The sequence below is a fragment of the Streptomyces sp. NBC_00443 genome (assembly GCF_036014175.1).
Lineage (GTDB): Bacteria > Actinomycetota > Actinomycetes > Streptomycetales > Streptomycetaceae > Streptomyces.
The window spans coordinates 8,915,121-8,939,947 of record NZ_CP107917.1; the positions used below are offsets into that span (position 1 = coordinate 8,915,121).

General features: G+C 72.3%; 25 protein-coding genes. 13 read left to right on the forward strand and 12 right to left on the reverse strand.

Features of this window, described 5'->3' with window-relative positions; genetic code table 11:
* Nucleotides 1-318: 318 nt before the first annotated feature.
* A complete protein-coding gene (locus OHO27_RS40685; protein WP_328429930.1) occupies nucleotides 319-840 on the forward strand; it encodes a hypothetical protein in 522 nt (173 codons plus the stop codon).
* 57 nt (nucleotides 841-897) lie between these two features.
* Here OHO27_RS40685 and hemC read toward each other — a convergent pair whose 3' ends face one another.
* Both hemC and OHO27_RS40695 read right to left on the reverse strand, forming a co-directional pair.
* Nucleotides 898-1,833, reverse strand: coding sequence for a hydroxymethylbilane synthase (gene hemC / locus OHO27_RS40690; RefSeq protein ID WP_328429931.1), 936 nt, complete (start codon nucleotides 1,831-1,833; stop codon nucleotides 898-900).
* Nucleotides 1,834-1,850: 17 nt separating this feature from the next.
* Nucleotides 1,851-3,116, reverse strand: coding sequence for an MFS transporter (locus tag OHO27_RS40695; RefSeq protein WP_328429932.1), 1,266 nt, complete (start codon nucleotides 3,114-3,116; stop codon nucleotides 1,851-1,853).
* A 107-nt stretch (nucleotides 3,117-3,223) separates the two neighbouring features.
* Here OHO27_RS40695 and OHO27_RS40700 point away from each other — a divergent pair, with 107 nt between their 5' ends.
* The gene (locus tag OHO27_RS40700) at nucleotides 3,224-4,231 is read left to right on the forward strand and encodes a DUF5937 family protein (protein WP_328429933.1); all 1,008 of its coding nucleotides are present in this window, start codon (nucleotides 3,224-3,226) and stop codon (nucleotides 4,229-4,231) included.
* Here OHO27_RS40700 and OHO27_RS40705 read toward each other — a convergent pair.
* The 5 genes from OHO27_RS40705 to OHO27_RS40725 form a co-directional block, all read right to left on the reverse strand.
* On the reverse strand, nucleotides 4,212-5,228 hold the full coding sequence (locus OHO27_RS40705; RefSeq protein WP_328429934.1) for a questin oxidase family protein: 1,017 nt from the start codon (nucleotides 5,226-5,228) through the stop codon (nucleotides 4,212-4,214). The genes OHO27_RS40700 and OHO27_RS40705 overlap by 20 nt on opposite strands.
* 121 nt (nucleotides 5,229-5,349) lie before the next feature.
* Complete coding sequence (locus OHO27_RS40710; protein WP_328429935.1) at nucleotides 5,350-6,126, reverse strand: NPP1 family protein; 777 nt, start codon at nucleotides 6,124-6,126, stop codon at nucleotides 5,350-5,352.
* Nucleotides 6,127-6,334: 208 nt separating this feature from the next.
* A complete protein-coding gene (gene ligD / locus OHO27_RS40715) occupies nucleotides 6,335-7,312 on the reverse strand; it encodes a non-homologous end-joining DNA ligase (protein WP_328429936.1) in 978 nt (325 codons plus the stop codon).
* A gap of 90 nt (nucleotides 7,313-7,402) precedes the next feature.
* Entirely contained in the window at nucleotides 7,403-8,089 is a 687-nt protein-coding gene (locus OHO27_RS40720; RefSeq protein WP_328429937.1) for a response regulator transcription factor, read from the reverse strand.
* A 175-nt stretch (nucleotides 8,090-8,264) separates the two neighbouring features.
* A complete protein-coding gene (locus OHO27_RS40725) occupies nucleotides 8,265-9,419 on the reverse strand; it encodes a sensor histidine kinase (RefSeq protein ID WP_328429938.1) in 1,155 nt (384 codons plus the stop codon).
* Nucleotides 9,420-9,623: 204 nt separating this feature from the next.
* Between OHO27_RS40725 and OHO27_RS40730 the strand changes: the two genes are divergently transcribed.
* From OHO27_RS40730 to OHO27_RS40755, 6 genes are all read left to right on the forward strand, one after another.
* Complete coding sequence (locus OHO27_RS40730) at nucleotides 9,624-10,280, forward strand: TetR/AcrR family transcriptional regulator (RefSeq protein WP_328429939.1); 657 nt, start codon at nucleotides 9,624-9,626, stop codon at nucleotides 10,278-10,280.
* An 85-nt stretch (nucleotides 10,281-10,365) separates the two neighbouring features.
* A complete protein-coding gene (locus tag OHO27_RS40735; RefSeq protein ID WP_328429940.1) occupies nucleotides 10,366-11,118 on the forward strand; it encodes a response regulator transcription factor in 753 nt (250 codons plus the stop codon).
* A gap of 153 nt (nucleotides 11,119-11,271) precedes the next feature.
* Nucleotides 11,272-12,504 (forward strand): cytochrome P450, encoded by a 1,233-nt coding sequence (locus tag OHO27_RS40740; protein ID WP_328429941.1) that lies wholly within the window; start codon nucleotides 11,272-11,274, stop codon nucleotides 12,502-12,504.
* A 56-nt stretch (nucleotides 12,505-12,560) separates the two neighbouring features.
* Nucleotides 12,561-12,755 carry a ferredoxin gene (locus tag OHO27_RS40745; protein ID WP_062710869.1) on the forward strand — a complete coding sequence of 65 codons (195 nt, stop codon included), beginning with the start codon at nucleotides 12,561-12,563 and terminating at the stop codon, nucleotides 12,753-12,755.
* Entirely contained in the window at nucleotides 12,752-13,930 is a 1,179-nt protein-coding gene (locus tag OHO27_RS40750) for an NAD(P)/FAD-dependent oxidoreductase (RefSeq protein WP_328429942.1), read from the forward strand. The genes OHO27_RS40745 and OHO27_RS40750 overlap by 4 nt, the downstream gene beginning before the upstream one ends.
* A 33-nt stretch (nucleotides 13,931-13,963) precedes the next feature.
* Nucleotides 13,964-14,485: a MarR family winged helix-turn-helix transcriptional regulator gene (locus tag OHO27_RS40755; RefSeq protein WP_328429943.1), complete on the forward strand. Its 522-nt coding sequence runs from the start codon at nucleotides 13,964-13,966 to the stop codon at nucleotides 14,483-14,485.
* Nucleotides 14,486-14,506: 21 nt separating this feature from the next.
* Here OHO27_RS40755 and OHO27_RS40760 read toward each other — a convergent pair whose 3' ends face one another.
* Entirely contained in the window at nucleotides 14,507-15,697 is a 1,191-nt protein-coding gene (locus OHO27_RS40760) for an MFS transporter (protein WP_328430701.1), read from the reverse strand.
* A gap of 87 nt (nucleotides 15,698-15,784) precedes the next feature.
* On the opposite strand from OHO27_RS40760, the gene OHO27_RS40765 reads away from it, so the two are divergent.
* The 4 genes from OHO27_RS40765 to OHO27_RS40780 all read left to right on the forward strand — a co-directional run bounded on the left by OHO27_RS40765 (nucleotide 15,785) and on the right by OHO27_RS40780 (nucleotide 19,898).
* Nucleotides 15,785-16,540 carry an AraC family transcriptional regulator gene (locus OHO27_RS40765; protein WP_328429944.1) on the forward strand — a complete coding sequence of 252 codons (756 nt, stop codon included), beginning with the start codon at nucleotides 15,785-15,787 and terminating at the stop codon, nucleotides 16,538-16,540.
* A gap of 77 nt (nucleotides 16,541-16,617) precedes the next feature.
* Nucleotides 16,618-16,998 carry a DoxX family protein gene (locus OHO27_RS40770; protein WP_328429945.1) on the forward strand — a complete coding sequence of 127 codons (381 nt, stop codon included), beginning with the start codon at nucleotides 16,618-16,620 and terminating at the stop codon, nucleotides 16,996-16,998.
* Nucleotides 16,995-17,453, forward strand: coding sequence for a peroxiredoxin (locus OHO27_RS40775; RefSeq protein WP_328429946.1), 459 nt, complete (start codon nucleotides 16,995-16,997; stop codon nucleotides 17,451-17,453). Before OHO27_RS40770 ends, OHO27_RS40775 begins: the two co-directional genes overlap by 4 nt.
* A 108-nt stretch (nucleotides 17,454-17,561) precedes the next feature.
* A complete protein-coding gene (locus tag OHO27_RS40780; protein ID WP_328430702.1) occupies nucleotides 17,562-19,898 on the forward strand; it encodes a SpoIIE family protein phosphatase in 2,337 nt (778 codons plus the stop codon).
* A gap of 22 nt (nucleotides 19,899-19,920) precedes the next feature.
* Here OHO27_RS40780 and OHO27_RS40785 read toward each other — a convergent pair whose 3' ends face one another.
* On the reverse strand, nucleotides 19,921-20,532 hold the full coding sequence (locus tag OHO27_RS40785) for a DNA polymerase ligase N-terminal domain-containing protein (protein ID WP_328429947.1): 612 nt from the start codon (nucleotides 20,530-20,532) through the stop codon (nucleotides 19,921-19,923).
* 80 nt (nucleotides 20,533-20,612) lie between these two features.
* Nucleotides 20,613-21,443 carry an aldo/keto reductase gene (locus OHO27_RS40790; RefSeq protein WP_328429948.1) on the reverse strand — a complete coding sequence of 277 codons (831 nt, stop codon included), beginning with the start codon at nucleotides 21,441-21,443 and terminating at the stop codon, nucleotides 20,613-20,615.
* A gap of 96 nt (nucleotides 21,444-21,539) precedes the next feature.
* Here OHO27_RS40790 and OHO27_RS40795 point away from each other — a divergent pair, with 96 nt between their 5' ends.
* Nucleotides 21,540-22,604, forward strand: coding sequence for a LacI family DNA-binding transcriptional regulator (locus OHO27_RS40795; RefSeq protein WP_328430703.1), 1,065 nt, complete (start codon nucleotides 21,540-21,542; stop codon nucleotides 22,602-22,604).
* On the opposite strand, the gene OHO27_RS40800 is transcribed toward OHO27_RS40795, so the two are convergent.
* Both OHO27_RS40800 and OHO27_RS40805 read right to left on the reverse strand, forming a co-directional pair.
* On the reverse strand, nucleotides 22,567-23,967 hold the full coding sequence (locus tag OHO27_RS40800; protein WP_328429949.1) for a glycoside hydrolase family 32 protein: 1,401 nt from the start codon (nucleotides 23,965-23,967) through the stop codon (nucleotides 22,567-22,569). The two genes, OHO27_RS40795 and OHO27_RS40800, sit on opposite strands and share 38 nt — an antisense overlap.
* A complete protein-coding gene (locus tag OHO27_RS40805; RefSeq protein ID WP_328429950.1) occupies nucleotides 23,964-24,818 on the reverse strand; it encodes a carbohydrate ABC transporter permease in 855 nt (284 codons plus the stop codon). Before OHO27_RS40805 ends, OHO27_RS40800 begins: the two co-directional genes overlap by 4 nt.
* Between the last annotated feature and the right edge of the window lie 9 nt (nucleotides 24,819-24,827).

The following is a 24,827-nucleotide window of genomic DNA, read 5'->3' on the forward strand; positions in this document are numbered from 1 at the left end:
AGCTCCCACGGACGTGCCTCCTGTCCGAAGCACATATGTCACTTTTCCCTATGATAGGGCATCCGAAACAAAATTCATGAATGCGACTGCCGTCTTGTGTGCTTGTGACTGGGTCGGCCCGGCCCGCTGATCTTGGTGCGGAACGTGATGTGCGGCACGTGGGTGAACAGGCCCGCTGGGCCGGTAAGCGGATTCTTCCTGCCCACGGCTTGATCGGTGATCAAGGGGGCGAATGGGCTGGCCACAGCGCATTCCGCTCATTTGACAGTGCACTGAGCGCAAAGATAGGAAGCAGCTCTCTGGGTCGAGAGGTGGATTGTGTACGAGCCGAACGTGGTCGGGGACTGGCACGAGTACGACGAGCATGCCGGTCTGCGTGTCCGCGTCCACCAACTGGAAGCCGCCGAGCCGCCGCGCGGACGCGACGAGGCCGCGGAGGGGCTGGCGTACTTCAGGGTCCGCGTCACCATCGAGAACCGCGGCGAGCGGCACCTCGGCATCCACCTCGAGGACGGCCAGATCGATGTGCGGATCGGCCGCGACGGTGAGGCGGCGTTCATCGACTGGCGCAACTCGCAGTTCATCGAGGGCTTCGATGTCTACCCGCTGCGCCGCGCCACCGCCGTGCTGTTCGCCGCCGGCCCGGAGGCGAGCCTGAGCCAGGTCGACGTCCAGATCCAGTTGCGCGTCGAGGAGGAGTGGGCCGACCGCCGGCTGTGGAGCGGCGGCCTCGGCCTCCAGGAGGATTCCGTCGGGGCCCACGCCGCCACGTTGCGGGACGGCCTCGCGCTCCAGGTGAGCAACTTCCTGCGGGAGCAGGCCGAAGAGGGCACCGCCTGACCGGGCGCCCCGGCGAGGGGCGCCGCCTGGTGGGGGCTCGCGCCCTGACGGCAGGCTCTAGTGCGGGATGCCGTCGATGATCTCGCGGGCACCCTGACGCAGCAGCGCGACCGCGACCGACGTGCCGAGGGTGGCCGGGTCCAGTCGGCCGGCCCATTCGTGGGCGTTCAGCCGCGTCTTGCCGTCCGGGGTGAACACACAGGCCCGCAGGGACAGTTCGCCGCCCCGGTCCACACGCGCGTACCCGGCGATCGGGCTGTTGCAGTGCCCCTGCAGCACATGCAGGAACATCCGCTCGGCGGTGGCCTCCCGGTACGTGTCCGGGTCGCCGAGGCCGCTGACCGCGTCGATGAGCTCGCTGTCGCCCTCCCGGCACTGCAGCGCGAGGATGCCCGCGCCGATCGGCGGCATCATCACCTCGGGGGAGAGGGCCTCGCTGATCACATCGGTGCGGCCGATGCGCTCCAGGCCGGCCACCGCGAGGAGCAGCGCGTCCGCCTCGCCGGCCGCCAGCTTCTCCAGCCGCCGGTTCGCGTTGCCGCGGAACGGCACGCACTCGAGGTGCTGGTGAGTGGCGGCCAGCTGGGCGACCCGGCGCACCGACGAGGTGCCCATCCGGGTTCCGGGCGGGAGCTCGTCCAGGGTGAGGCCGCCGGGGTGGATGAGGGCGTCCCGGATGTCGTCCCGCTTGAGGAACGCCGCGAAGGTCGTCCCCGCGGGCAGCGGCCGGTCGGCGGGGATGTCCTTGACGCAGTGCACGGCGAGATCGGCCTCGCCCGCCAGCAGAGCCGCGTCCACCTCCTTGGTGAACGCCCCCTTGCCCTCGACCAGGGACAGATCCCCCATCCACTTGTCACCGGTCGTCTTCACCGGCACGACCTCGGTGCGCACACCGGGATGCAGGTCCGCCAACTCGGCGCGGACACGCTCCACTTGAGCCAGGGCCATCGGCGAGTCGCGGGAGACGATACGGATCAGTTCAGGCACGGACATGCGGACACGATAGACCGTCACGACCCCGCGTCCGCACCGTACGGCCCCATTCCCGCCCGGCCCTTGCCCTCTCCCGCCCGGTCCGTGCCGCTCACCCGGCCCGCGTCGTCTGCCCGGTCCTGAACGTCCCCGCGCGCCGGCCACGTCAGCACCGCCAGCGCCCCCACCGTGAGCAGCCCGCCGACCAGGAACGTCCCGCGCACCCCGACCGCGGGCAGCAGCACGCCACCGAGCAGCGCACCGGCTGCGATACCCGCGTTGTAGGCGGCCGAGTTGGCCGCGAGGGCGGTTTCGGTGCGGCCCGGTGCCACCTGGAGCACCTGGCTCTGCGTCGCCATGAAGGCGGTCGCGACCGAGGCACCCAGCAGCATGACCAGTACGACAGCCGCCGCCCGGACATGGCCGGTCACGTGGAGGCCGAGCAGCGCCACCGCCTGGGCCGCCACCGGCACGGTCAGCGTGGCACGCGGAAAGCGGTCGAGGAGCGGTCCGGCGATCGTGACCCCGGCCAGTGCCGCCCCGCCGAACGCCAGCAGCACGGCACTCACCGCGTCTTCGCGGAACCCGCTGACCTCGTCGAGGAAGGCGACGATGTACGTGAACCCGGCGAAGGCACCGGTCACCGACAGGACGGTGACGGTCAGCACCACGAGGAACCTGCGCCGGTCGGGGGCGGCGCCGTACGCGGAGTGGCCGTCCTGCGGTCGGGACGACGGCAGCAGGGCGCCGATGGCCACGAGCGAGACGAGCGCGAGCACGCCGAGCAGCGCGAAGGGCGTCCGCCAGCCGGTGTGCCCACCGAGCCAGGTTCCGGCCGGCACCCCGGCCACCGTGGCGAGGGAACCACCGACGGACAGCAGCCCGATGATGCGCCCCCGGCGCTCGGGCGGGAAGAGACCGATCGCGACCGGCCCCATGACCGACCAGAACACCGCCTGCGCCAGCGCCGTCGCCACCCGCGCCGCGAGCAGCACCCCGTACGACACCCCTCCCAGCGCCGACACCCAACTGCCCACGGCGAGCAGCCCGAGCAGCCCGGCGAGCAGATACCGGCGCGGCACCGACCGGGTGCCATGGGCGAGGGGCAGGGACACGACGGCCACGGTCAGCCCGTACCCGGTGACCAGGGCGCCCACGGCCGTGAGCGACACCCGCAGGTCGTCCGCCATGAGCGTGAGCAGGCCGACCGGCAGGTTCTCGGTGGTGTTGAAGGTGAACGCCGCCAGCATCAGCGCCGCGACGACGGCGGCACGCCGCCAGGGTGCCGGACGTACGTTGCCCATCCATCCGCCTTTCCGACAGGGGGAGTCGGGGCAAGCGTGCGGGGCCGCGGCGGGCGCCTCTACTCTTTCGGTCCAGGACGAATCGCTGCTCACGACGGGGGGTCGCCATGCCGCTCGCCCTGCACCTCGGCACCGCCGACCTCACCCGCTGCCGGTTCGCGATCTCGCCGCTGTGCCAGACCCACGAGGCGCTGCGCATGCTCCGCAGGCCCGCCCGGCACGGCTACCACCGCGGCTGGCTGCGCCGTATGAGCCGTTCGGTCGCCGGCCTCGACCTGGCGGATCTGTGGCTGTTCATCCCGCCCGTCGGCGGCTACACCCCGGACTTCCTCGGCCCGCCGCCGCAGGAGCCGTACCCCACCATCGAGGACGAGCTGGCGAGAATGCGCGCCACCGAGCCCGTCCTGGCCCACGCGGAGATGACCCGCTCGCTGGCCTGCACTCCCGGACTAGCCGAGTCACCCAGAGGGCGCGCCGCGCTCGACGACCCCGCCGCCACCGTCCGGCGCCTGGCCGACCTCACCGAGCAGGCCTGGCACGCCCTGCTCGCCCCGGACTGGCCGCGCCACCGTGCCGTTCTGGAGGCGGACATCGCGCACCGCTCGCGCCGGGCCGCGGACGGCGGTCTCGACGCGCTGCTCACCGGCCTGCACCCGGCCGTGGACTGGGCCGGCCAGACGCTCACCCTGCGCAAGTACGCCGACGTGGCGGACGCCCAACGGCCCGACGGCAGGGGCGTGTTGCTCATGCCGAGCGTGTTCGTGTGGCCGGACGTGGTGAGCGGCTTCGCCCGGCCCTGGCAGCCGACGGTCATCTACCCCGCCCGAGGCATGGGCCGGCTGCACACCACCCCGGCAGCCCGCCCGCCGGAGGCACTCGCCCGCCTCTTCGGCCATCAGCGCGCGACCGTCCTCACCGGCCTCACGGCGCCCGCCTCGACGACGGACCTCGCGCGCCGCCACGGGCTCGCGCCGTCGACCGTGTCGGCCCATCTGTCCGTCCTGCGGGAGGCGGGCCTGCTGGAGTCGCGGCGGCAGGGCTACTACGTGCTGTACGGGAGAACGGCCTTGGGGGACGCCCTGGCCGACGGACGGCTCACACCAGGGGCGGGCTGATCTCCACGGCGCGCCGGGCCGCCGCGAGAGACACTTCGTCGCCGACGTCCAGCGCGGTGTCGGTGAGCTTGATGACGTGCTCGTCGCCGTGGGCGAGAGCCCGCTCCATGACCTCCTCGCGCGTCAGCCGGTCAGACGGGGCGTAGGCGACCGGCTCGACGGGGGCGTACATCGCGGTGACCGCCGCGGACGCCGTCCAGGCCGCCCGCAGGCTCGGCACCCACTGGTCGCGGGGCAGCGAACCCAAGGTGCGCAGCACGGCGTTGGGCGCCGTGGCCGCGTGCACGAGCATGGTCGGCTCGCCGTGGCCGTGGGTGGCGTAGCGGTGGGTCGCGGCGCGCACGAGCTCGGTGAGCCGCTCGCGGGCCGCCTCCGCGTCGGTCACGTCGTCCGCCCAGGCGGGCAGTCGGCGTACGGCGGACAGCCGGTTCCGGAATCCCAGGTGCCCCGCCTCGATCGCGGGTACGGCGTCCAGGGCGGCCGTGGCCGTCGGTGCGCCGGGCAGCGGGACGACACCGGTCACGGGCTCATGCCGTGCCGCCCAGTAGCCCAGCGCGTGCGCGAGTTCGGTGATCCGGGGTGCGTTCTCGTCCGCTTCGAGAGCGCGCACGGCATGGCCGACCCGGATGACCGTGTGGGTGGCGCCGCCGTACAGGCCGGGCAGCAGGCGCGGCCACCACTCGGCGAGGACGCTCCGCCAGGGACGCTCGGCGAGCACACGGGAGTAGTGGTCGGTCCAGTCGGTGATCCGCCGTGGATCCCCCAGCGCCGCACGCCAGTTGTCGTCCGTGACGGGGGCGACGCGGTCCGGGAAGTCCGCCAGCTTCTCCCGGTAGAGGTCCACCCAGCGGTGGACGGCGCCCGCGTGTCCGTGGGCGGCAAGCGCCTCGACGACCATGGGGGCGTGGTTGGACAGCCAGCCCTCTCGTTCCGGACCGGATGCGTGGAGGCGTTCTAGGGCTTCTTCGAAGTGTCCGCTCGTGGCGATCGTGTCCATGAACCGGACGCTATGGCGCACACGGGTGCGCAGGGATCGGGCGCGGGACGGAAGCCGGGCGGGCCGGCGGCCTAGGTCCCGCGCCCGATGTGACTCGGGCTCAGGTGTTCGGTCGCAACGATCAGGCGTTGGGGTCGAACGCGATCCCGGACGGCTTCGCCGAGGCCAGGTGACTGGCGAAGCTGCCGTCCTTCAGGCCGAAGTTGGCGCTGCCGAAGTTGTACGCGACCAGCTTGTCGCGCACGCCCGCCGGGTAGCCGTTCCAGCCGACCAGCGGCGGGTACTGCCAGGTGCCCTTGTGGTTCTCCGGCGGCTCGTCGCCCGAGTTCGCGAGCCTGAAGCAGTGCGTGCTGATGCCGTCCTTGTGGTACACGATCTTCGCGTGCGTGCCGTCGAAGCGCACCGACGACGCGGGGCTGATCGTGAACGACCCGTGGTTGGACGTCGAGACGTACTGCACCGCGTTGTTCTGCACCCACACCACGACGTGCTCCCAGTCGTGCCGGTGCCCGCCGATGCTGCTGCCCGCCACCGCCTGGTCCTTCTCGAAGTACAGGCCGTACATGTAGGCACACCAGCCGTTGTTGCACTTGTAGCGGGAGTAGCCGTTGGTGTTGTCGAGGTCCGAGGCGTCCCGGCAGTTGCCGTTGAGCGCTCCGGTGGGGTTGAGGCCGCCGTTGACGGTTCCGTCGGGGCCGATGGCCGGGGTGGAGTAGCAGCCGTCGGTGTCGTAGTCGAACGCCGGCTGGTACGTCTTCTCGGCCGATTCGGCGTTGGCGGGCAGTGCCCCCGGCGGGGCGGCGAAGGCGACGCTGGGGAAGGCGACGACCAGCGCGGCGGCACCGGCCAGACCGGTGAGCCATCTCTTGCCATGCGTGCGGAACGTCTGTGACGACACTGCGTCTCCTCGGGGTCCGGGCGCAGCCCAACGGCTGTGGGGGGAAAGGCAGTTCAGGATCCCGGGTTTTCACTTACGCGCCAAGAGCCACGGGCGTACCGGCGGGTGAAGGGCAGCGCAATAGTTGCCGCCCGTCCTGTGCGCCGGATGTGCGTGTCGGCTGTCCGTGTCAGGCGTCCGTGCCGGCCGTCCGTGTCAGGCCTGCGTGTCAGATGTCCTCGGGGAGGTCGGCCGACGCGTCCTGCGGTGTGAGGTCCGGCCGCAGCCGCAGCCAGGACGGCTGGCGCAACATCCCGGACCGGGTGCGGACGCTGTAGCGGACCTCGCCGACCAGCCGGGGGAGCACCCAGTGCGCGCCCGGCACGCGCGGGGCGGGGTCGAAGGGGCAGGTGTCCGTCTCGGACGCCTGCAACAGTTCGGCCAGGTGCGCCCGTTCGGCCTCGCTCCAGCCGGTGCCCACCCCGCCCACGTAGCGCAGCCGCCGGGCCGCGTACTGGCCGACCAGCAAGGCGCCCGGCAGACCGGTGAGCCGTCCCTTGCCGGGCAGCCAACCGCCGACGATCACGTCCTCGCTGCGCATGTTGCGGATCTTGATCCAGGCGCGGGAGCGCACCCCGGGCTCGTACACCGAGTCCAGGCGCTTGCACACCAGCCCCTCCAGCCCGTGCTCACGGGTGGCCGCCAGCGCCTCCGCGCCGTGTCCCACCAGCGCGCTCGGCGTCGACCAGAACGGCCCGCCCAGGCCGAGCCCCTCCAGCCGCCCGCGCCGCCGGGAGTAGGGGACCTTGAGCAGGGAGCTGCCCGCCAGGTGCAGTACGTCGAAGAGCACCAGGTGGGCCGGGGTCTGCGCGGCCATGCGGGCGGCCCGCGCGGGGGCGTGCGCGAGGCCCATGCGGGACTGCAGCAACTGGAAGTCGGCGCGGCCCTCTTCGTCCAGCGCCAGGATCTCTCCGTCGAGTACGGCGGGTGTGGTGCCGAGCGCGTCGCCCAGCGGCCGCAGTTCGGGATAGGCGGCCGTGATGTCCTCGCCGGAACGGGCGCGCAGCAGCAGGCTGCCGTCCCCTTCCAGATAGATCACCGCCCGCTGGCCGTCCTGCTTGGTCTCGTACGCCCAGCGCGCGTCCTGCGCCGTGGGCGGCAGGGTGCCGGGCGTGGCGAGCATCGGAGGGATCAGCGGCAGGCTCACGGGTCAGTTGTCGACGGCCCGGACCGCCGCCACGCACCTGGCGGCCGTTTTCGCCTGAACGGCGGCTTCACCTGAACGGCGGCCGGGACCTCAGTGGTCGCCGCCCGGCGGTACGGCCCGTACCAGGCCCGACTGATAGGCCATCACGACGAGTTGGGCCCGGTCGCGGGCGCCCAGCTTCGTCATGGCGCGGTGGACGTGGGTGCGCACGGTCAGGGGGCTGACGAAGAGCTTCTCGGCGATCTCCTCGTTCGAGTGGCCCTCGGCCGCCCACGCCATGACCTCCCGCTCGCGGGCGGTGAGAGCGGCGAGGTGCTCGGGCGCGGCCGACTGCGAGCTCTCGGCGGGGGAGGCCAGGAACCGCGTGATCAGCGTGCGGGTCGCGGTGGGGGAGAGCAGGGACTCGCCGGCAGCCACCGTCCGGATGCCGTCGAGCAGCACGTCCGCGGTGACGTCCTTGCCGAGGAAGCCGCTCGCCCCGGCGCGCAGCGCCTGCGCGACGTACTCGTCGATCTCGAACGTCGTGAGGATCAGCACCCGCACCGCCGTCAGGTCCGGGTCGGCGCAGATCGCGGACGTGGCGGCCAGGCCGTCCGTGCCGGGCATGCGGATGTCCATCACGACCAGGTCGGGCCGGTGCGTGCGGGCGAGGTCGACGGCCTCGGCGCCGTCGGCGGCCTCCCCGACCACCTCCATGTCCGCGCAGGAGTCGATCAGGATCCGGAACGTGGCCCGCAGCAGGGCCTGGTCGTCGGCGAGCAGGACGCGGATGGTCATGGGCGGGGAGTCTTCCGGTTCCGGAACGTTGGACAGGGCTCAGCCTTCCCGGATCGGCCCGCCCTGTCGTCGTGCCGCTGCCGACATTCGCGCCTACTCGCAACGCAGTACGTGCCGTGGGTCAGGTCATCCCCGAGCAGGACGGCCCGGGCCCTGCGCTCACCCTGTCGCGGGCTCACCACACGCATGGCAGCTCCACCTCGATCACCGTCGGCCCACCGGCGGGGCTCGACATCCGCACCGTCCCGTCGAGCGCGGCCACCCGGCGCCGCATCCCGAGCAGTCCCGAACCGCTCGACTCGGAGGCCCCGCCGTGACCCTGGTCGGCGACCTCCACCCGGAGGCCTCGCCGGATGCGGGCGATCCGCACCGACGCCGTGGGCGAGCCGCTGTGTTTGGCGGCGTTCGTGAGGGCCTCGGCCACCACGAAGTAGGCGGCCGCCTCCACCGCCGCCGGGGCCCTCGGGCCGTCGTCCTCCAGCCCCGTCACGTCCACGGTCACCCGCAGCCCGGCGCCGGCGGCCAGTGCCCGCACCGCACCTACGAGGCCACGGTCGGTCAGGATCGGCGGATGGATGCCGCGGACCACGTGCCGGAGCTCGGTCAGCGCCTGCTCGGCCTGCTCCTGGGCGTCGTCCAGCAGCTTGCGCGCGGCGTCCGGATCATGGTCATAGGCACGCTTGGCGAGGCCGATCCGCATGGACAGGGCCACCAGCCGGGCCTGCGTACCGTCGTGCAGGTCCCGCTCGATGCGGCGCAGCTCGGCGCCGTGCGCGGTGATCGCGTCGGCGCGGGTCGCGGTCAGCTGCTCGACCCGGGCGGCCAGCAGCGCCTTGGGCGACGGCCGGAGCAGCGACGTGGACCAGCCGGCCTCCCGGTCCGCCAGACGCGTGATCCACGGCAGGACGACGGCCCGCCGGCGCAGCAGTCCGCAGCCCACGCCGTCCACGACCAGCCCGATCGGCCACAGCGGCAGGGCGAGGAGGAGCAGAGCGCCGTAGACGTAGTAGGCGGCCATCCAGCGCAGGTCGGTGAGCGTGCCGGGATCGCGTACGGCCGTCCGCAGCCGTTCGGTCAGCGGGCCGTCGATGACCTGGTACGCCTCGGGGATCTCCCGCCCCGTCCAGGCAGTCGTCAGGCGCCGCTTCGCCCCGGCGATCCGCCGTACCAGCAGCACCGTCTCGGGCAGCAGCCAGACACCGATCAGCGCGACCGTCCCGATGGCGGTGATCAGCAGCACGGTGATGAAGAGGTACATCCCGAACGCCATCGCTGCGGCCACCGTCAGATGGACCGTCGCGCGCCAGGCCTGGCGAAGTGTCGCCCGCATGCCTCTGACGCTAGGTGACACCCTCCCTGCGCGCCGGGGTGCGGGCTGCCGAGGTGCGGGTGCAGCCCGCTTCACCATGTCCACCGCCCATGCCCACCCGTCTCCCTTAAATCAAGTGACTTAGATTGTAGGTCGGTGAAACCGCGAGCGGCTCGAGGGACTGGCCGTCGCGGTGCTCTGCGAAGTCCCGTTGCGGTGGTGAACATGGCAGGCAGGACGCTGCGGGAGGAACAGGTCAACGCGACCCGGGAGCTGCTGCTGACCGCGGCCGAGCGGCTCTTCGCCGAACACGGGGTGTACGCGGTGTCCAACCGTCAGGTCAGCGAGGCCGCGGGGCAGGGCAACAACACCGCGGTCGGCTACCACTTCGGGACCAAGGCCGACCTGGTCCGCGCCATCGTCCGCAAGCACGCCACGCGCATCGAGGAGATCCGCGCCCGGCTGCTCGCCGACCTGACGGACGCGGACCCCGACGACGTGCGCGGCTGGGTGGACTGCCTGGTCCGCCCGGTGCTCGAACACCTCGCGGCCCTGGGCAGCCCCACGTGGTACGCGCGGTTCTGCGCCCAGGTCGTCTCCGATCCGGCGCTGCACCAGATCATGGTCGAGGAGGCCCTCACCTCCCCGTCCCTGCAGACGATCATCGAAGGCCTCAAGCGGTGCCTGCCCGACCTCCCGGCCGAGGTGAGCGCCGAACGCGGGGAGATGGTCCGCCACCTGATCGTCCATGTGGCCGCCGACCGCGAACGCGCCCTCGCCGAGCACACGCCCACCCCGCGCTCCAGCTGGAACGACGCCGCCACGGGCCTCGCCGACGCAGTCATCGGCATGTGGCTGGCGCCCGCCACACCGGTCCGCTGACACCCCGCACGGAGCACGACAAGGAGCCGACGGTGAAACCGACTCACAGCCAAGGCCGCCCTCGCGACGGCGGACGAGGCGGGTTATGAACCCGAGGCAGACGACCCCGCCCGAGGCCGGCCACTCTCAGGAACCGCCGGTCCTTGCGCGGGGTGCCGGTCAGCGCATTCTGGTCGTGGCCGGCGAAGCCGACCTCGCCGAACTGCTCTCGACCACCCTGGAGTTGGCCGGTTACCGGATCAGCCTCACCGGCACCGGCGTCGACGCGCTGGCGTGGATTGCGGAGCGGCGGTTCGAGCTGGTCGTGTTCGACACCGACGTGCCGGACATGGCGCGATTCAGCCGGGAGCACCGGCCCCGGCTTCCGTATCGCCCGCCCGTCCTGCTGCTCAGCGGGACCGACTCCCTGCACCGGCTCGTACCCGAACTCGGGCCGGGAGAGCGGGACTACGTCACCAAGCCCTTCCGGGTGGCCGAAGTCCTCGCCAGGATCCAGGTGTTGTTGCGGGGCGCCCGGCCCGGCCCGTCAAGGGGACATCCGCTGCAGTACGGGGACCTCGTGCTGGACGACTCGGTGTGCAGGGCACGGCGCGGGACGCGGGTGCTCGAACTCACGCCCGCGGAGTACCGGTTGCTGCGCCACCTCCTGGTCAACGCGCACCGGGTGCTGTCCAAGGAGCAGATCGGCCGCTACGTCTGGGGCGACCACCGCGGCGACAACGCGATCGAGCAACTCGTCTCCCGGCTGCGCCGCAAGGTGGACCGGGACGCCTCCGTGCTGATCCATACGCGCCGGGGCTTCGGCTACTGGCTGGGCCGGGCCGAGAACCGTCCCTGAGCCCGGCATTCCTGTGATCTGGGCCACGTCAGCCTCCTGTCAGGAAACTGACCGGGTCGCGTCAGCCCGCTCTGTTTGCATGTGCTCATCGAGGCCTCGCCCCCTTCGCCCGGCGCTCCACCCCACCCGGAGCCCCCACATCCGAGGAGAACCATGGCCGACATCCTGACCGACCCCGCGCCCGAAGCACCCGACGCCGTCCCCGAGTTCCCGATGCCCAGGGAGTCCCGCTGCCCCTTCGACCCGCCGCCCGCGCTCAAGGACCTGCAGGCGCAGGCCCCGCTGACCAAGGTGCGGCTGTGGGACGGCAGTGAGCCCTGGCTCGTGACCCGGTACGCCGAGCAGCGGGCCCTGCTGGGCGACGCGCGCGTCAGCGCCGACACCGACAGCCCCGGCTATCCCACCAAGGCCAGCCCCGACGCCGGCGAGGGCAAGCTCAGCTTCATCATGATGGACGACCCCGAACACGCCCGGCTGCGCCGGATGGTGACCGCGCCGTTCGCGGTCAAGAAGGTCGAGGCACTGCGGCCCGCCGTACAGCGCATCGTGGACGGCCTGATCGACGACATGCTGGCCGGCCCGTCCCCGGTGGACCTGGTGGACGTGTTCGCGCTGCCGATCCCGTCGCTGGTGATCTGCGAGCTGCTGGGCGTGCCCTACGAGGAGCACGACTTCTTCCAGGAGCACACCAAGACCATGGTCCGTACGACCGCCACGCCCGAGGAACGGGGCAAGGCGAGCCGGGATGTCGCGGGCTACCTCGCCGGACTCCTGGGCAAGCGGCTCGCCGAGCCGAAGGACGACCTGCTGTCGAGCATCGCCGGACGCATCGCCGCCGGTGAACTCACCCACCAGCAGGCGACCGAGATGGGCCTGCTCCTGCTGATCGCGGGCCACGAGACCACCGCGAACATGATCGCGCTCGGCACCCTGGCACTGCTCCAGAACCCCGGCCAACTGGCACTGCTGCGCGAGACCGACGACCCCGAGTTCGTCGCCGGGGCCGTCGAGGAACTCCTGCGCTACCTGCACATCACCCACCTGGGCAGGCGCCGTGCGGTGACCGAGGACATCGAGATCGGCGGCCAGGTGATCAAGGCCGGCGAGGGCGTCATCATGGTCAACGAGATCGGCAACCGCGACCCCGAGGTCTTCGCCGACCCCGACCGCCTGGACCTCACCCGCGACGCCCGCCGCCACGTCGCCTTCGGTTTCGGCGTCCACCAGTGCCTGGGCCAGCCGCTGGCCCGGATGGAACTCCAGGTCGTCTACGGCACCCTCTACAAGCGCATCCCGACCCTGAAGCCGGCCGCCCCGCTGCAGGATGTCCGCTTCAAGAGCGACGCGTTCATCTACGGCGTCCACGCACTGCCCGTTTCCTGGTGACGGCTCCTCCTCACCCGCACACGAACAACACCCCGTACGAAGAAGGGAATCCGGTCATGAAGGTGGAGCTGGAAGCAGACAAGTGCGTCGCGTCCGGACAGTGCGTGCTCGCCGCGATGGACGTGTTCGACCAGGACGACGACGGCATCGCGATCCTGCTCGACGAGCAGCCCGCCGCCGAGCATCTCGACGGCGTTCGTGAGGCCGTCGCGATCTGCCCGGCCGCCGCGATCCGGCTGGTGGACCAGTGAGGCGCATCGTCGTCGTGGGCGCCTCGGCCGCCGGACTCGCGGCGGCCGAGACGCTCCGCCGCGAGGGCTACGACGGCACGCTCATCCTTGTGGGTGACGAACCGCACGCCCCGTACGACCGCCCCCCGCTGTCCAAGCAGGTGCTGGCCGGCGAGTGGGATCCCGAGCGGCCGGCGCTGCGCACTCCTGACGACCTGGCCGGCCTCGGCCTCGTCCTGCGCCTCGGCGTGGCCGCCACGGGCCTCCGACTCGCCGACGGCACAGTGGAGTTGGCCGACGGATCGCTGGTGCCGTACGACGGGCTGATCCTGGCCACCGGAGTACGGCCGCGTCGGCTGCCGGGGCAGGGCGGGCATGTGCTGCGCACCCTGGACGACGCCCTGCGGCTGCGGGACCGGCTGGCCCCGGGCAGGCGACTGGTCGTGGTCGGTGCCGGGTTCCTCGGGGCCGAGGCCGCCGCGGTCGCCCGGCGGCTGGGCTGCGACGTCACGCTCCTCGAACCCGCCCCGGTGCCGCTGGCGCACGCCGTCGGCACGGAGGTCGGCGAGATGCTGACGCGGGCCCATCTGGAACGGGGCGTGGACCTTCGCTGCGGTGTCACCGTCACCGAGGTCACCGAGAGCGGCGTACGGCTCGCCGACGGTGAACCGGTCGACGCCGACGAGGTGTTGATCGCGGTCGGCTCGCTGCCCAACACCGACTGGCTGGACGGCAGCGGGCTCACCGTCGCCGACGGCGTGGTGTGCGACGAGTACTGCGAGGCCGCACCCAACGTGTACGCCGCCGGCGACGTCGCCCGCTGGCACAACCCGCTGTTCGGGCAGTCGACGCGGATCGAGCACCGCACCAACGCCGCCGAACAGGGCATGGCGGCCGCCCGCAATCTGCTCGACCCTGACGGGCGCAAGCCGTTCGCGCCGGTGCCGTACTTCTGGTCCGACCAGTACGACATGAAGATCCAGGCGTTCGGCTGTCTGCGCGGCCACGACGAAGTCGCGATCGTCCACGGCGACCTGACGGAACGCCGGTTCGTCGCCGCCTATCGCACCGGCGACCGCGTCACCGGCGCGCTTGCGGTGGGCATGCCGCCCCGTGTGATCAGGCAGTGGCGACAGGCGATCGCTGCCGGCACGAACTGGCTGGAGGCGGTGGGTGCCAGGGAAGCCGTAAATTAATTGAGTTACGCAATGAGATGGTAAAGTGGCCCCATGTCCACACCACCGCTCCCCGAACTCCCCGACACGCCCGCGTCCCCGGAAGTGATCGAGATCGAGCGGGCGCTCACCCGCATCACCTATCTGAGTACGCGGGCCCGGCAGCACGACCGGCTCATGGCCCTGGCCGACGTGCCGTTGGACCGGGCCGCCGTGGCGCTTCTGCGTCAGGTCGCCGACTCGGAGTCGCTGCGTCCCGGGGAGCTGGCCAACCGGCTCGGTGTGGAGGCCTCGCACGTGACGCGCACGGTGCAGCAACTGCAGAAGAGCGGCTATGTCACCCGGGTGCCGGATCCGCGGGACCGTCGCGCCCAGCGCATCGAGCTCACCGAGCCCGGCCGGCAGGCCATCGCCCGGGTCCGTGAGGCCGGCGCCCGCGGTATGCAGCTCGCCCTGTCCGACTGGACCCCCGAGGAGCTGCGGCAGCTGGCCGCCCTCTTCCACCGCATGGTCGACGACTTCCTCGCCCACGCCGTCGACGAGGACACCGAACAGCAGCCGGCCGGGACCGTCTGACCTGCCCGTGCCACTGCCCTCTCACGCCGACGCGGTGCGAGGGCGGTGGCCGTGGGCGTCGCCGGGGGCATCGGATGCCGGGGTGGCGTCGGTCTGTGCCTGTCCGGGCGAGGCAGGCTCCCGCAGCCCGCGCAGCAGCAGCCGTCCCAGCACGGGCAGGGCGATCAGCGGGACGAGCGCCGTCCGCAGCGAGGTGGCATCGGCCAGCGCGCCGATCACCGGGGCGGCGAGACCGCCCACGCTCACGGCCAGCCCCAGCGTGACACCGCTCGCGGTGCCCACCCGGCGAGGCAGGTAGTCCTGGCCGAGCGTGACGTGCAGCGAGAACGGGACATACAGGCCGGCCGACGTCAGGGCCACGAACAGATACACCGCCGGTCCTGGAACGAGTACCACCCCGGCCACCGCGAGCGCGGACAGCGCATACGCGTGCCGTACGACCGTGAGCCGCCCGTACCGCTCGGCCAGCCGGCCCCCGGCCACGGTGCCCACCGCTCCGCCCGCGTAGAGCACGCACAGTGCGGCCGTACCGGCCACGTCGCCGCCGCCGGTGCGCTGACGGACGTACAGCGAGACGAACGCGCTCAGGCCGACGAACACGATCGACCGGCACGCGATGGCGCCGGACAGCCGCAGGAACGACGTCCAGTCGTCGGTGCCGGCCCCTTCGGCCCTGGGTCCGGTCGTGCTGCGGTCCGCTGCCGTACGCACCGCCGCGGCGCACAGGGCCGCCCCCGCGACGGCCGGTACGACCAGGAGGGGAGAAGCGCGCAGTCCGCCGGTGGCGATCACCGCCGCCACCAGCAGCGGTGCGAGGGCGAAGCCGACGTTGCCGCCGAGGGAGAACCAGCCCATCGCCGTATGACTGCCTCGCGAAGCGGCGCGGGCCGCGCGTGCCGCCTCCGGGTGGTACGCGGCGACCCCGATCCCCGACACGGCCACCACCGCCAACGTGAGCGGGTAGGAACCCATGACGCCGCTCAGCGCGACCCCCGCGCCGCCCAGCAGCGCGCTCAGCGGCAGCAGCCAGGGCATCGCCCACCGGTCGGTGAGCACCCCGAACAGCGGCTGCACCACCGACGACAACAGGGACGCGGCGAGCACGACACCCGAGGCGGCGGCGTAGCTGTAGGCGCGCTCGGCGACGAAGAAGGGGACGAGGGCCGCGACGGCACCCTGATACACGTCGACACAGGCATGGCCCAGGGACATCAGGGTGATCGCTCGGTTGCGTTTCTCGGTCACCCCGCGATCGTCGCCGCGCCCGGACGTGGCCCGCTTCCGATAATCTGCCGAAGTATGCCGGACATCCGCCACACGCCGACCGCGCCGACCCGAGCCAAGGTGCTGGCCACCGGGGAGCGCATCGACGCACACCGGCACGACGACCACCAGATCGTCTACGCGGGCTCCGGCGTCCTCGCCGTCACCACCGACGCCGGCACCTGGTTCGCACCCGGCAACCGCGCCATCTGGGTCCCCGCCGGCACCGTGCACGCGCATCGCGCCCACGGTCACCTCGACCTGTACCTGGTCGGCCTGCCCGCCCACGACAACCCGCTCGGCCTGGACGCCCCCACCGTGCTCGCCGTCGGCCCGCTCCTGCGCGAGCTGATCCTCGCCTACACCCGCGACCCCGCCGACGACAGTCCCGAGCGCCACCGCCTGCTCGCCGTCCTGCGCGACCAGCTGCGCGCCTCGCCCCAGCAGCCCCTGCGCCTGCCCACACCCACGGATCCACGCCTGGCCGCGGTCTGCGCCCTCGTCCACGCCGACCCGGCCGACGCGCGCACCCTCGCCGCGCTCGGCGCCGCGACCGGGGCCGGCGAACGCACCCTCAGCAGGCTCTTCAGGGCCGAGTTCGGCATGACCTTCCCGCAGTGGCGCACCCAGTCGCGCCTCTACCACGCGCTGCGGCTGCTCGCCGAGGACACCCCCGTCACCGCCGTCGCCCACCGCTGCGGCTGGTCCTCCGCCAGCGCCTTCATCGACGTCTTCCGACGCTCCTTCGGACACACACCGGGAACGCACAACCGCCGCACGGAACAGGGCTGATGCCCGGCCAGGGGCGGGTGGCGGGCCGTGACCTACCCTCCGGTAGCATCCGGCGGCAGGCCATCCAAGGAGGATCCGTGCCCCGGTCCGAACGCTCACCCCTGCTGCTCGCCGGCCTGCTGGCCACCGCGGGGGTCGCCCACTTCGCCGTCCCACGCCAGTTCGACGCGGTCGTACCGCGCGCCCTGCCGGGAAAGCCCCGGACCTGGACGTACGCCAGTGGCGTCGCCGAGCTCGCGCTCGCCGCCGGGGTGGCGCTGCCGCGCACCCGCAAGGCCGCCGCGCTGGCAGCCGCCGGCTTCTTCGTCGGCGTGTTCCCCGCGAACGTGAAGATGGCCGTCGACTGGCGGCACCGCCCCACCCCGCAGAAGGCCGTGGCCATCGGCCGGCTGCCGCTGCAGATCCCCCTCGTGCTGTGGGCCCGAGGCGTCGCGAAGAACACGGAGGGACGGGCATGAGCGCCCAGCTGAAGGTCGGCGACAAGGTCGAGGACTTCACGCTGCCGGACGAGACCGGCACCTCCCGCAGCCTCACCGAGTTGCTGGCCGAGGGACCGGTGGTGCTCTTCTTCTACCCCGCGGCCCTCACTCCCGGCTGCACCGCTGAGGCCTGCCACTTCCGTGATCTCGCCGCCGAGTTCACCGCCGCCGGGGCACGTCCGGTCGGCATCAGCGGCGACGCGGTCGAACGGCAGCAGGAGTTCGCCGACCGGCACACGCTCGGCATGACCCTGCTGTCCGACGCCGACGGAAAGGTCCGGGACCGGTTCGGCGTGACCCGCGGCTTCTCGCTGGCCCCCACCAAACGGGTCACGTTCGTCATCGCCCAGGACCGCACCGTCCTCGAGGTCGTTCGCAGCGAACTGCGGATGAACACCCACGCCGACCGGGCCCTCGCCGCGCTGCGCAAGTGACCGGACGGCCGCCCGGGTCGCGGCGGCAGCGGGCGCCACGGCGTGACGGGCGGTAACGGCTGGGCGTCGCGGTTGATGCGGTGCCGCCGAGGACTCATGCTTGACGACATGGAGCGCGTCTCCGCTGCGGTGATCCTCGATGCCCAGGGTGTGGTCAAGGGGTGGAGCGAAGGTGCCCTGCGGCTGACCGGTCGCACGGCCGAGGAGGCCGTCGGACGGCCCGCCCGGGAACTGCTCGCCGAGGAACCCTCGCCCGCGGCCGTGGCAGCGCTGGCCGGCACCGTCGTACTGCGCCACCGGGACGGCTCGCACGTACTTCTGGCGCTGCGGGCGCACAGCGTGCTGGGCGAGGACGGCGCACCCGACGGCTACATGGTCGTCGGTGAACCCGCCGAAACGCCCGCGCCGACCCTCGCCGAGCGGGCCTTCCAGCAGGCCTCGATGTCGATGTCGGTCTTCGACACCCGGCAGCGCTACCTGCGGCTCAACGAAGTCGCCTGCCAGGTGATGGGCGTGCCCGAAGAGGTCCTGATCGGCCGGCCCTTCCCGGAGACCGTGGAGGACGCGGAGCACAGCCGCGGCTTCCACTGGCATCTGCGGCAGGTCGCCGAGACGGGCAGACCCGTCCGCTACGAGAGCTTCACGGGAGCCCCGGCCCTGAACCGGGAGCACGCCTGGAGCATCCAGATGTGGCCCGTACGGGACACCTCCGGCGACGTCGTGGGCACGGCCCTCGCGGCGTTCGACAGCTCCGACCAGTACTGGGCGCGGGAGCGGCTGGCCCTGCTCAACGAGGCGGCGGCCGCCATCGGCACGACCCTGGACGTGGTGCGCACCGCCGAGGAACTGATCGGGATCATGGTGCCCCGGTTCGCCGACTTCGCCAGCGTCGACCTGTTCGACTGGGTCCTGGGATCGGAGGAGCCCCCGGCCCTGGCCGGCACCGACATCGCCCTGCGCCGCGTCGCCCACGGCTCCGGCACCGAGGGCACCCCGGAAGCGGCCGTGCACCTGGGCGAGGTGGACCACTACCCGCCCTTCTCGCCACCGGGGCGAGCCATCCTCGCGGGCAACGTGATCCAGAGTCAGGCGGGCGAGCCGGCGTTCATGCGGTGGATCGCGGAACGCAACGCCCGCGCTCCGTCCGGCCGGCGCCACCGCGTGGGCGCCCACTCGATGATGGCCGTGCCGCTGCGGGCCCGCGGCATCACACTCGGCGTCGCGGTCGCCGTGCGCATCCGGCAGTCGGACGACTACGGAGCGGACGACGCCGTGTTCGCCGAGGAACTCGCCAGCCGCGCCGCCGTCTGCATCGACAACGCCCGCCGCTTCGCCCGCGAGCGCACCACGGCACTCGCCCTGCAGCACAACCTGCTGCCCCGGGGACTGCCCGGACAGGCCGCCGTCGAGGTGGCGCACCGCTATCGGCCGTCCGGATCGCAGGCCGGCATCGGCGGCGACTGGTTCGACGTGATCCCGCTCTCCGGCGGCCGGGTCGCCCTCGTCGTCGGTGACGTCGTCGGACACGGCATTCCCTCGTCGGCCACCATGGGCCGCCTGTGCACGGCCGTACGCACCCTCGCCGACGTGGACCTGCCGCCCGACGAACTCCTCACCCACCTCGACGACCTGGTCACCCACCTCGCGGGCGACGACACCGACGAGGTCGCCGAACTGGGCGCCACCTGCCTCTACTCCGTCTACGACCCCGTGACCCGCTGCCTCAGCCTCGCCGCCGCGGGCCATCCGCCACCGGCCCTCGTGCTGCCCGACGGCACCACGCAGATCGTCGAGATGAGCGCGGGGCCGCCGCTCGGGGTCGGCGGGCTGCCCTTCGAGGCCGCGGAGGTGGAACTGCCCGAGGGGTGCCTGGTCGCCCTGTACACGGACGGTCTCATCGAGGACCGCGACCGCGACATCGACCACGCCACCGCCGAGCTGTGCCGCGCGCTGACCGCGCCCGCCGAAACCCTGGACGCCCTGTGCGACACGGTCCTCAAGGCCGTCCTCCCGGAGGATCCCAGCGACGACGTGGCCCTGCTCCTGGCACGCACCCGGGTCCTGGGCGCGGACCGCATCGCCACCTGGGACGTACTCCCGGACCCCGAGCACGTGGCGAGAACCCGGCAGGCCGCCACCGACCAGCTGAGCGCATGGGGCCTCGACGAGGCGGCCTTCGTGACCGAGCTCGTCGTCAGCGAGCTGGTCACCAACGCCATCCGGTACGGCGCACCGCCCATCCAGCTGCGCCTGATCCGCGACCGCACCCTCATCTGCGAGGTCTCCGACGGCAGTTCCACGTCCCCGCACCTGCGCCGGGCCCACGCCTACGACGAGGGCGGCCGTGGACTGCTGCTCGTCGCCCAGCTCACCCAGCGCTGGGGCAGCCGGCAGACCGGCAGCGGCAAGACGATCTGGGCGGAACAGCCACTGCCGCCGGTGTGATCACTCGGAGGGCAGCCAGGGTTCACCCCTCGTCACCCGCAGCGGCGACCTGGCCGAGCGTGCGGCCGGTGCGTATCGAACGGGCCCGGTACGGGTCGGGCGTGCCGTGCCCGCGCGTCCGTCCCTTGCCGGCCTTCACCAGCAGCCACGCCTCCCGGTCACCGTCCTCCCCGCTGCGGAACCGGGTGAGGGCGTATTCGCCGTGCAGCTTCGAGCCGCTCAGCCGGAAGGTGGCGTGGCCGCGCTCGATCGACTCGCCGAAGTCGACCGGCTGCCCCTTGCGGTCGTGGCTGAGGGGCTCGTACGTCCCGTTGTCCCAGACGATCACCGTGCCGCCGCCGTACTCGCCCTTCGCGATCACGCCCTCGAAGTCCTCGTACTCCAGCGGATGATCCTCGGTGGGCATGGCGAGCCGCTTGTCGTGGGGGTCGTCGGAGGGCCCCTTGGGCACCGACCAGGACTTCAGCACGTCGTCCACCTGCAGCCGGAAGTCGAAGTGCAGGGTGCGGGCGTCATGGATCTGCACCACGAATCGCGGCTGAGCACCGGAGGCCGTCGAGCGGCCCTCCGGTTCACGGGTCCGCCCGAAGTCACGCTTGCCGCGGTAGTCCCGCAGCCGTTCCTTCTCTCCCACGGCCGCCTCCTTCCCGGGCGCCCCGAGTACCCCGCGCCGTCTCTGCGACGCCCGCCGGGCACTCGGTCGGCAACGTCCGCTCAGAACTCCTCGTGCACCTCGGGGTCGCCGCCGAGGCGCCGCTGGGCGCGGTCGGTGACGGCGGCCATCCGGGTGTCGTCCAGGGTGAAGCCGAAGACGTCGAGGTTCTCGCGCTGCCGCTCCGGGCTCGCCGACTTCGGGATGGGCAGGGCCCCGAGCTGGGTGTGCCAGCGCAGCACGACCTGGCCGGGAGTCACCCCGAGGCCGTCGGCGATGCCCTTCACGACCGGGTCCTCCAGAAGGCTGGAGCCGCGGCCAAGAGGGCTCCAGCTCTCGGTGACGATGCCCTTGCCGGAGTGGAAGGCACGCAGCTCGTCCTGCGGGAACATCGGGTGCAGCTCGATCTGGTTGACGGAGGGCAGGACCCCGGTCTCCTTCTCCAGCCGGTCGACGTGCGCGGGAGTGAAGTTGGAGACCCCGATCGACCGGACGAGGCCGTCCTCGCGCAACTTGATCATGGCCTTCCAGGAGTCGACGTACTTGCCGACGCGGGGGAGCGGCCAGTGGATGAGGTAGAGGTCCACGTAGTCGAGGCCGAGGCGGGCGCGGGACTCCTCGAAGGAGGCGAGGGTCTCCTCGTAGCCGTGGTGCCGGCCGGGGAGCTTGGTCGTGACGACGATCTCCTCGCGGGGTACGTCGCTGCCCGCGACGCCACGGCCGACGCCGGTCTCGTTGCGGTAGTTCGTCGCCGTGTCCACCAGGCGGTACCCCGCTTCGAGGGCGCCGCGAACCGCTTCCTCGGCCTGCGCGTCGTCCATCGGCCAGGTGCCGAGGCCGAGGGCGGGCAGAGCCGTACCGTCATTGAGCGTGTGGGTCGGGATACTGATCACTGCCGGACCTTCCCTTGACTGTGTCGTGCATCCAGCGTCACGGATAGGGTGAGCGGTGATCAACCGGAACGGCGGGGGACGAGGGCAGCGGACGGCATGGGCGGCACCGAGGAGAAGCAGCCGACGGGATCGGCGCGCCCGACGTCACGGGACGTGGCCCGGCTGGCCGGGGTGTCGCACACGGCGGTCTCCTTCGTCTTCAACGGCCGCGCCGAGGGCAACCTCTCGCCCGCCACGCAGGAACGCATCCGCCGCGCCGCGACCGAGCTCGGCTACCGCCCCGACCCCGTCGCCCGTGGCCTGCGCCGCCGCCGTACGGCCGTGATCGGCCTGGTCACCGACGAGATCGCCACCTCGCCCTTCGCCGGCCGGCTGCTGCGCGGCGCCATGGAGACCGCCTGGGACAGCGAGCACCTCGTGCTGACCATCGACTCCGGCGGCGACCCCGCCAAGGAGGACGCCGCCGTCGCCGAACTCCTCGACCGACGCGTGGACGGCATCATCTACGCGGCCATGTCACTGCGCCGTGTCCGCGTCCCCGAGGGCCTGCACCGCACGCACTCCGTCCTCGCCAACTGCCTGCCCGAGGACGACTCCCTGCCCGCCGTCATCCCCGCCGAGCGTGCGGGCGGCCGTACGGCGGCGCGGCTGCTGCTGGAGGAGGGGCACCGCAGGGTCGCCATGGTGGGCGGCCAGGACGACCTCGCCTCCGTCGACCGGCTGCGCGGCTTCCGGGACGCACTGCGCGCCGAGGGCATCACGGTCCCCAAGGAGTGGGTCGTCCGCACCGGCGGTGAGATCACCGGCGGGTTCGAGGGCGCGCTGCGCGTCTTCGACGGCGTCCCCGCCGACCTGCGTCCCACCGGGATCTTCTGCTACAACGACCGGGTCGCGGCGGGCGCCCTGCACGCCGCGACCCGGCTCGGCATCGCCGTCCCCGGCGAGTTGTCGGTGGTCGGCTACGACGACCAGGAACACATGGCCGAGTTCCTCACCCCGCCCCTCACCACGGTCGCGCTGCCCCACCGGGCGATGGGCGATGCGGCCGCACGGCTGGTTCTCGACGCCATCGACACCGGCCGGACACCGCCCGCGACGGTGCGGCGCCTGGCCTGCCCGGTGATCAGCCGCGCGTCGGTGGGACCAGCTCCCAGCCGGTGACCGTGGCCCCCGATCCCGTGACGAGGAGCTCGGGGATGTCGTCCGGTCGCCGGTAGACCCGTTCGGTGACCATCGCCCGATCGCCGACGAACAGCTCGAACAGCGAGCCGTCGACGAGAACCCGCACCTCACCGGCCGGGGCCCGCACCACGATCGGTTCCGATCCCTCACGTCCTGTCCGCGGCCAGTCGCCGCGGTCGAGCGTCACGGTGCCGGCGTCCGGGTCCAGAACCACCGTCAGCTGGGCGTCCGAGGCGGACCGGAGCAGACTGACTGTGGTGCGGGCGGACGCGGTGACGGCCAGGTCGTACGCCCCCGGAAGCGCGGCAGGGCCGCCCGTCGACGTGACGAACGGCTCGGCCGCACGCAGCAGTTCGAGCTCCGGCGCCGGTACGGCCCGCAGGGTCCCGTCCGGATGCACGTCCACGACCCTCGGCGCGGTCAGGACCCCGGCCCAGCCCACGCGATCGACCGCCGCCTGCTCACGGGCCTCCCACGACCAGCCCCACATCAGCGCCCGGTCCGGCTCCTGGAGCACGGCAGGGGCGTAGAAGTCCCGCCCGTGATCGAGCCGTCCGCCAGTGCGCGCCGCGAAGCGCAACTCGCCCTTGCCGTACGGCCGCAGACGGCCCGTCAGATAACCGGTGGTGCAGGGGTTTCCGTCCCACAGCGACAGCACCAGCACCCAGTCGCCGCCCGCCGTCGAGCACAGCTGGGGGCATTCCCAGCCCGTCGCCCCGTCCCCGAAGGCAGCCGCCGCGACCGGGTCGTCGCCGTTCAGGAACACCCCCGCGAACCGCCAGTCGGCCAGGTCGTCACAGTCGTACAGCAGCACCGAGGGTGTCCCGTCGGCGTGCCCGGCGCCGACCAGTGCCCAGCGGCGTCCACCGCTCCTGAACACGAACGGGTCGCGGAACATCACCACGTCCAGGTCGGCCGGCGGGCCGGTCACGACCGGTGTCGGCAGCGGCTTCCAGTCGGTGAGCGTCTCGTCCTCCGGGACCACCGCGCGCGCCAGGCATATCGTGCCGAGGCCGGTGTGGTGGCGGTCGACGCCCGTGTACACCGCGGTCGGTGTGCCGTCGTCGTCGACCACGCACCCGGACCAGCAGCCCGCCTCGTCCGGGCCGCCGGGCGTCGGGGCGAGCGCGATCGGATGGTGCTCCCACCGGAGGAGGTCGGCGCTGGAGACATGCCCCCAGTGGACGTTCGTGTGCACGGGAGCGGCGGGATTGTGCTGGTAGAAGAGGTGGTGGCGGCCCCGCCAACGGAAGGGCCCGTTGGGGTCGTTGATCCAGTTGGCGGGGGGACGCACCCGGAAGCGCGGGGCGCTGGGATCCGGGGACTGAGCGGTGAGGCTCAACGGTTGACTCCTGCGGACGTGATGCCCTCACGCAGAGGGCGCTGACCGACGACGAACACGGCGACGGCGGGGATCATGGAGAGGACGACACCGGCGAGCACCACGGAGATCGAGCCGGTGCCGAGGTTGCCCTGGAGGGAGACGAGGCCCAGCGGCAGCGTGTAGTTCTGGCCGGAGGTCTCCAGGATCAGCGGGCGGAAGAACTCGTTCCAGTGGTAGTTGAAGGCCAGCACTCCGACGATCGCGAGTCCGGGCGCGGCCAGCGGGGCGTACACGGACCGGAAGATCCGCCACGGCCCGCAGCCGTCCAGCATCGCCGCCTCGCCCAGGTCCTTGGGCATGCCCAGGAAGTACTGGCGCATCAGGAAGGTGCCGAACGCGGTCGGGAAGGCCGGGATGATCAGAGCGAGCAGGGTGTCGGTCAGCCCCATCGACTTCAGCACCAGGAACACCGGCACGATCGTGACCTGCAACGGCACCATCATGGTCGCGAGGACCAGCCCGAACAGCGGCTTCTTGAACCGGAATTCGAGGCGCGCGAAGGCGTATCCGGCCAGTCCCGCCGTGATCATCTGGCCCACCGCGATCAGCGCGGTCACCAGTGTCGAGTTCAGGGCGAGCAGCCATACGTCGATCTGGTCGAACACCCCGCGGTACGCCTCGACGGACGGGTCCGTCGGGATGATCCTCGGTGGCAGGTCGAAGGCCTCGGCCGGAGTACGCAACGAGGTGGAGACGGTCCACAGGACCGGGCCCAGGGTCAGCAGCGCGCACACCGCCAGCGCGACGATCCGGGCCCACGGCGCGAGCGAGTGCCGGGTCCGGCTCAGGGACGGGGTTGCTTGGCTCATGGAACTCAC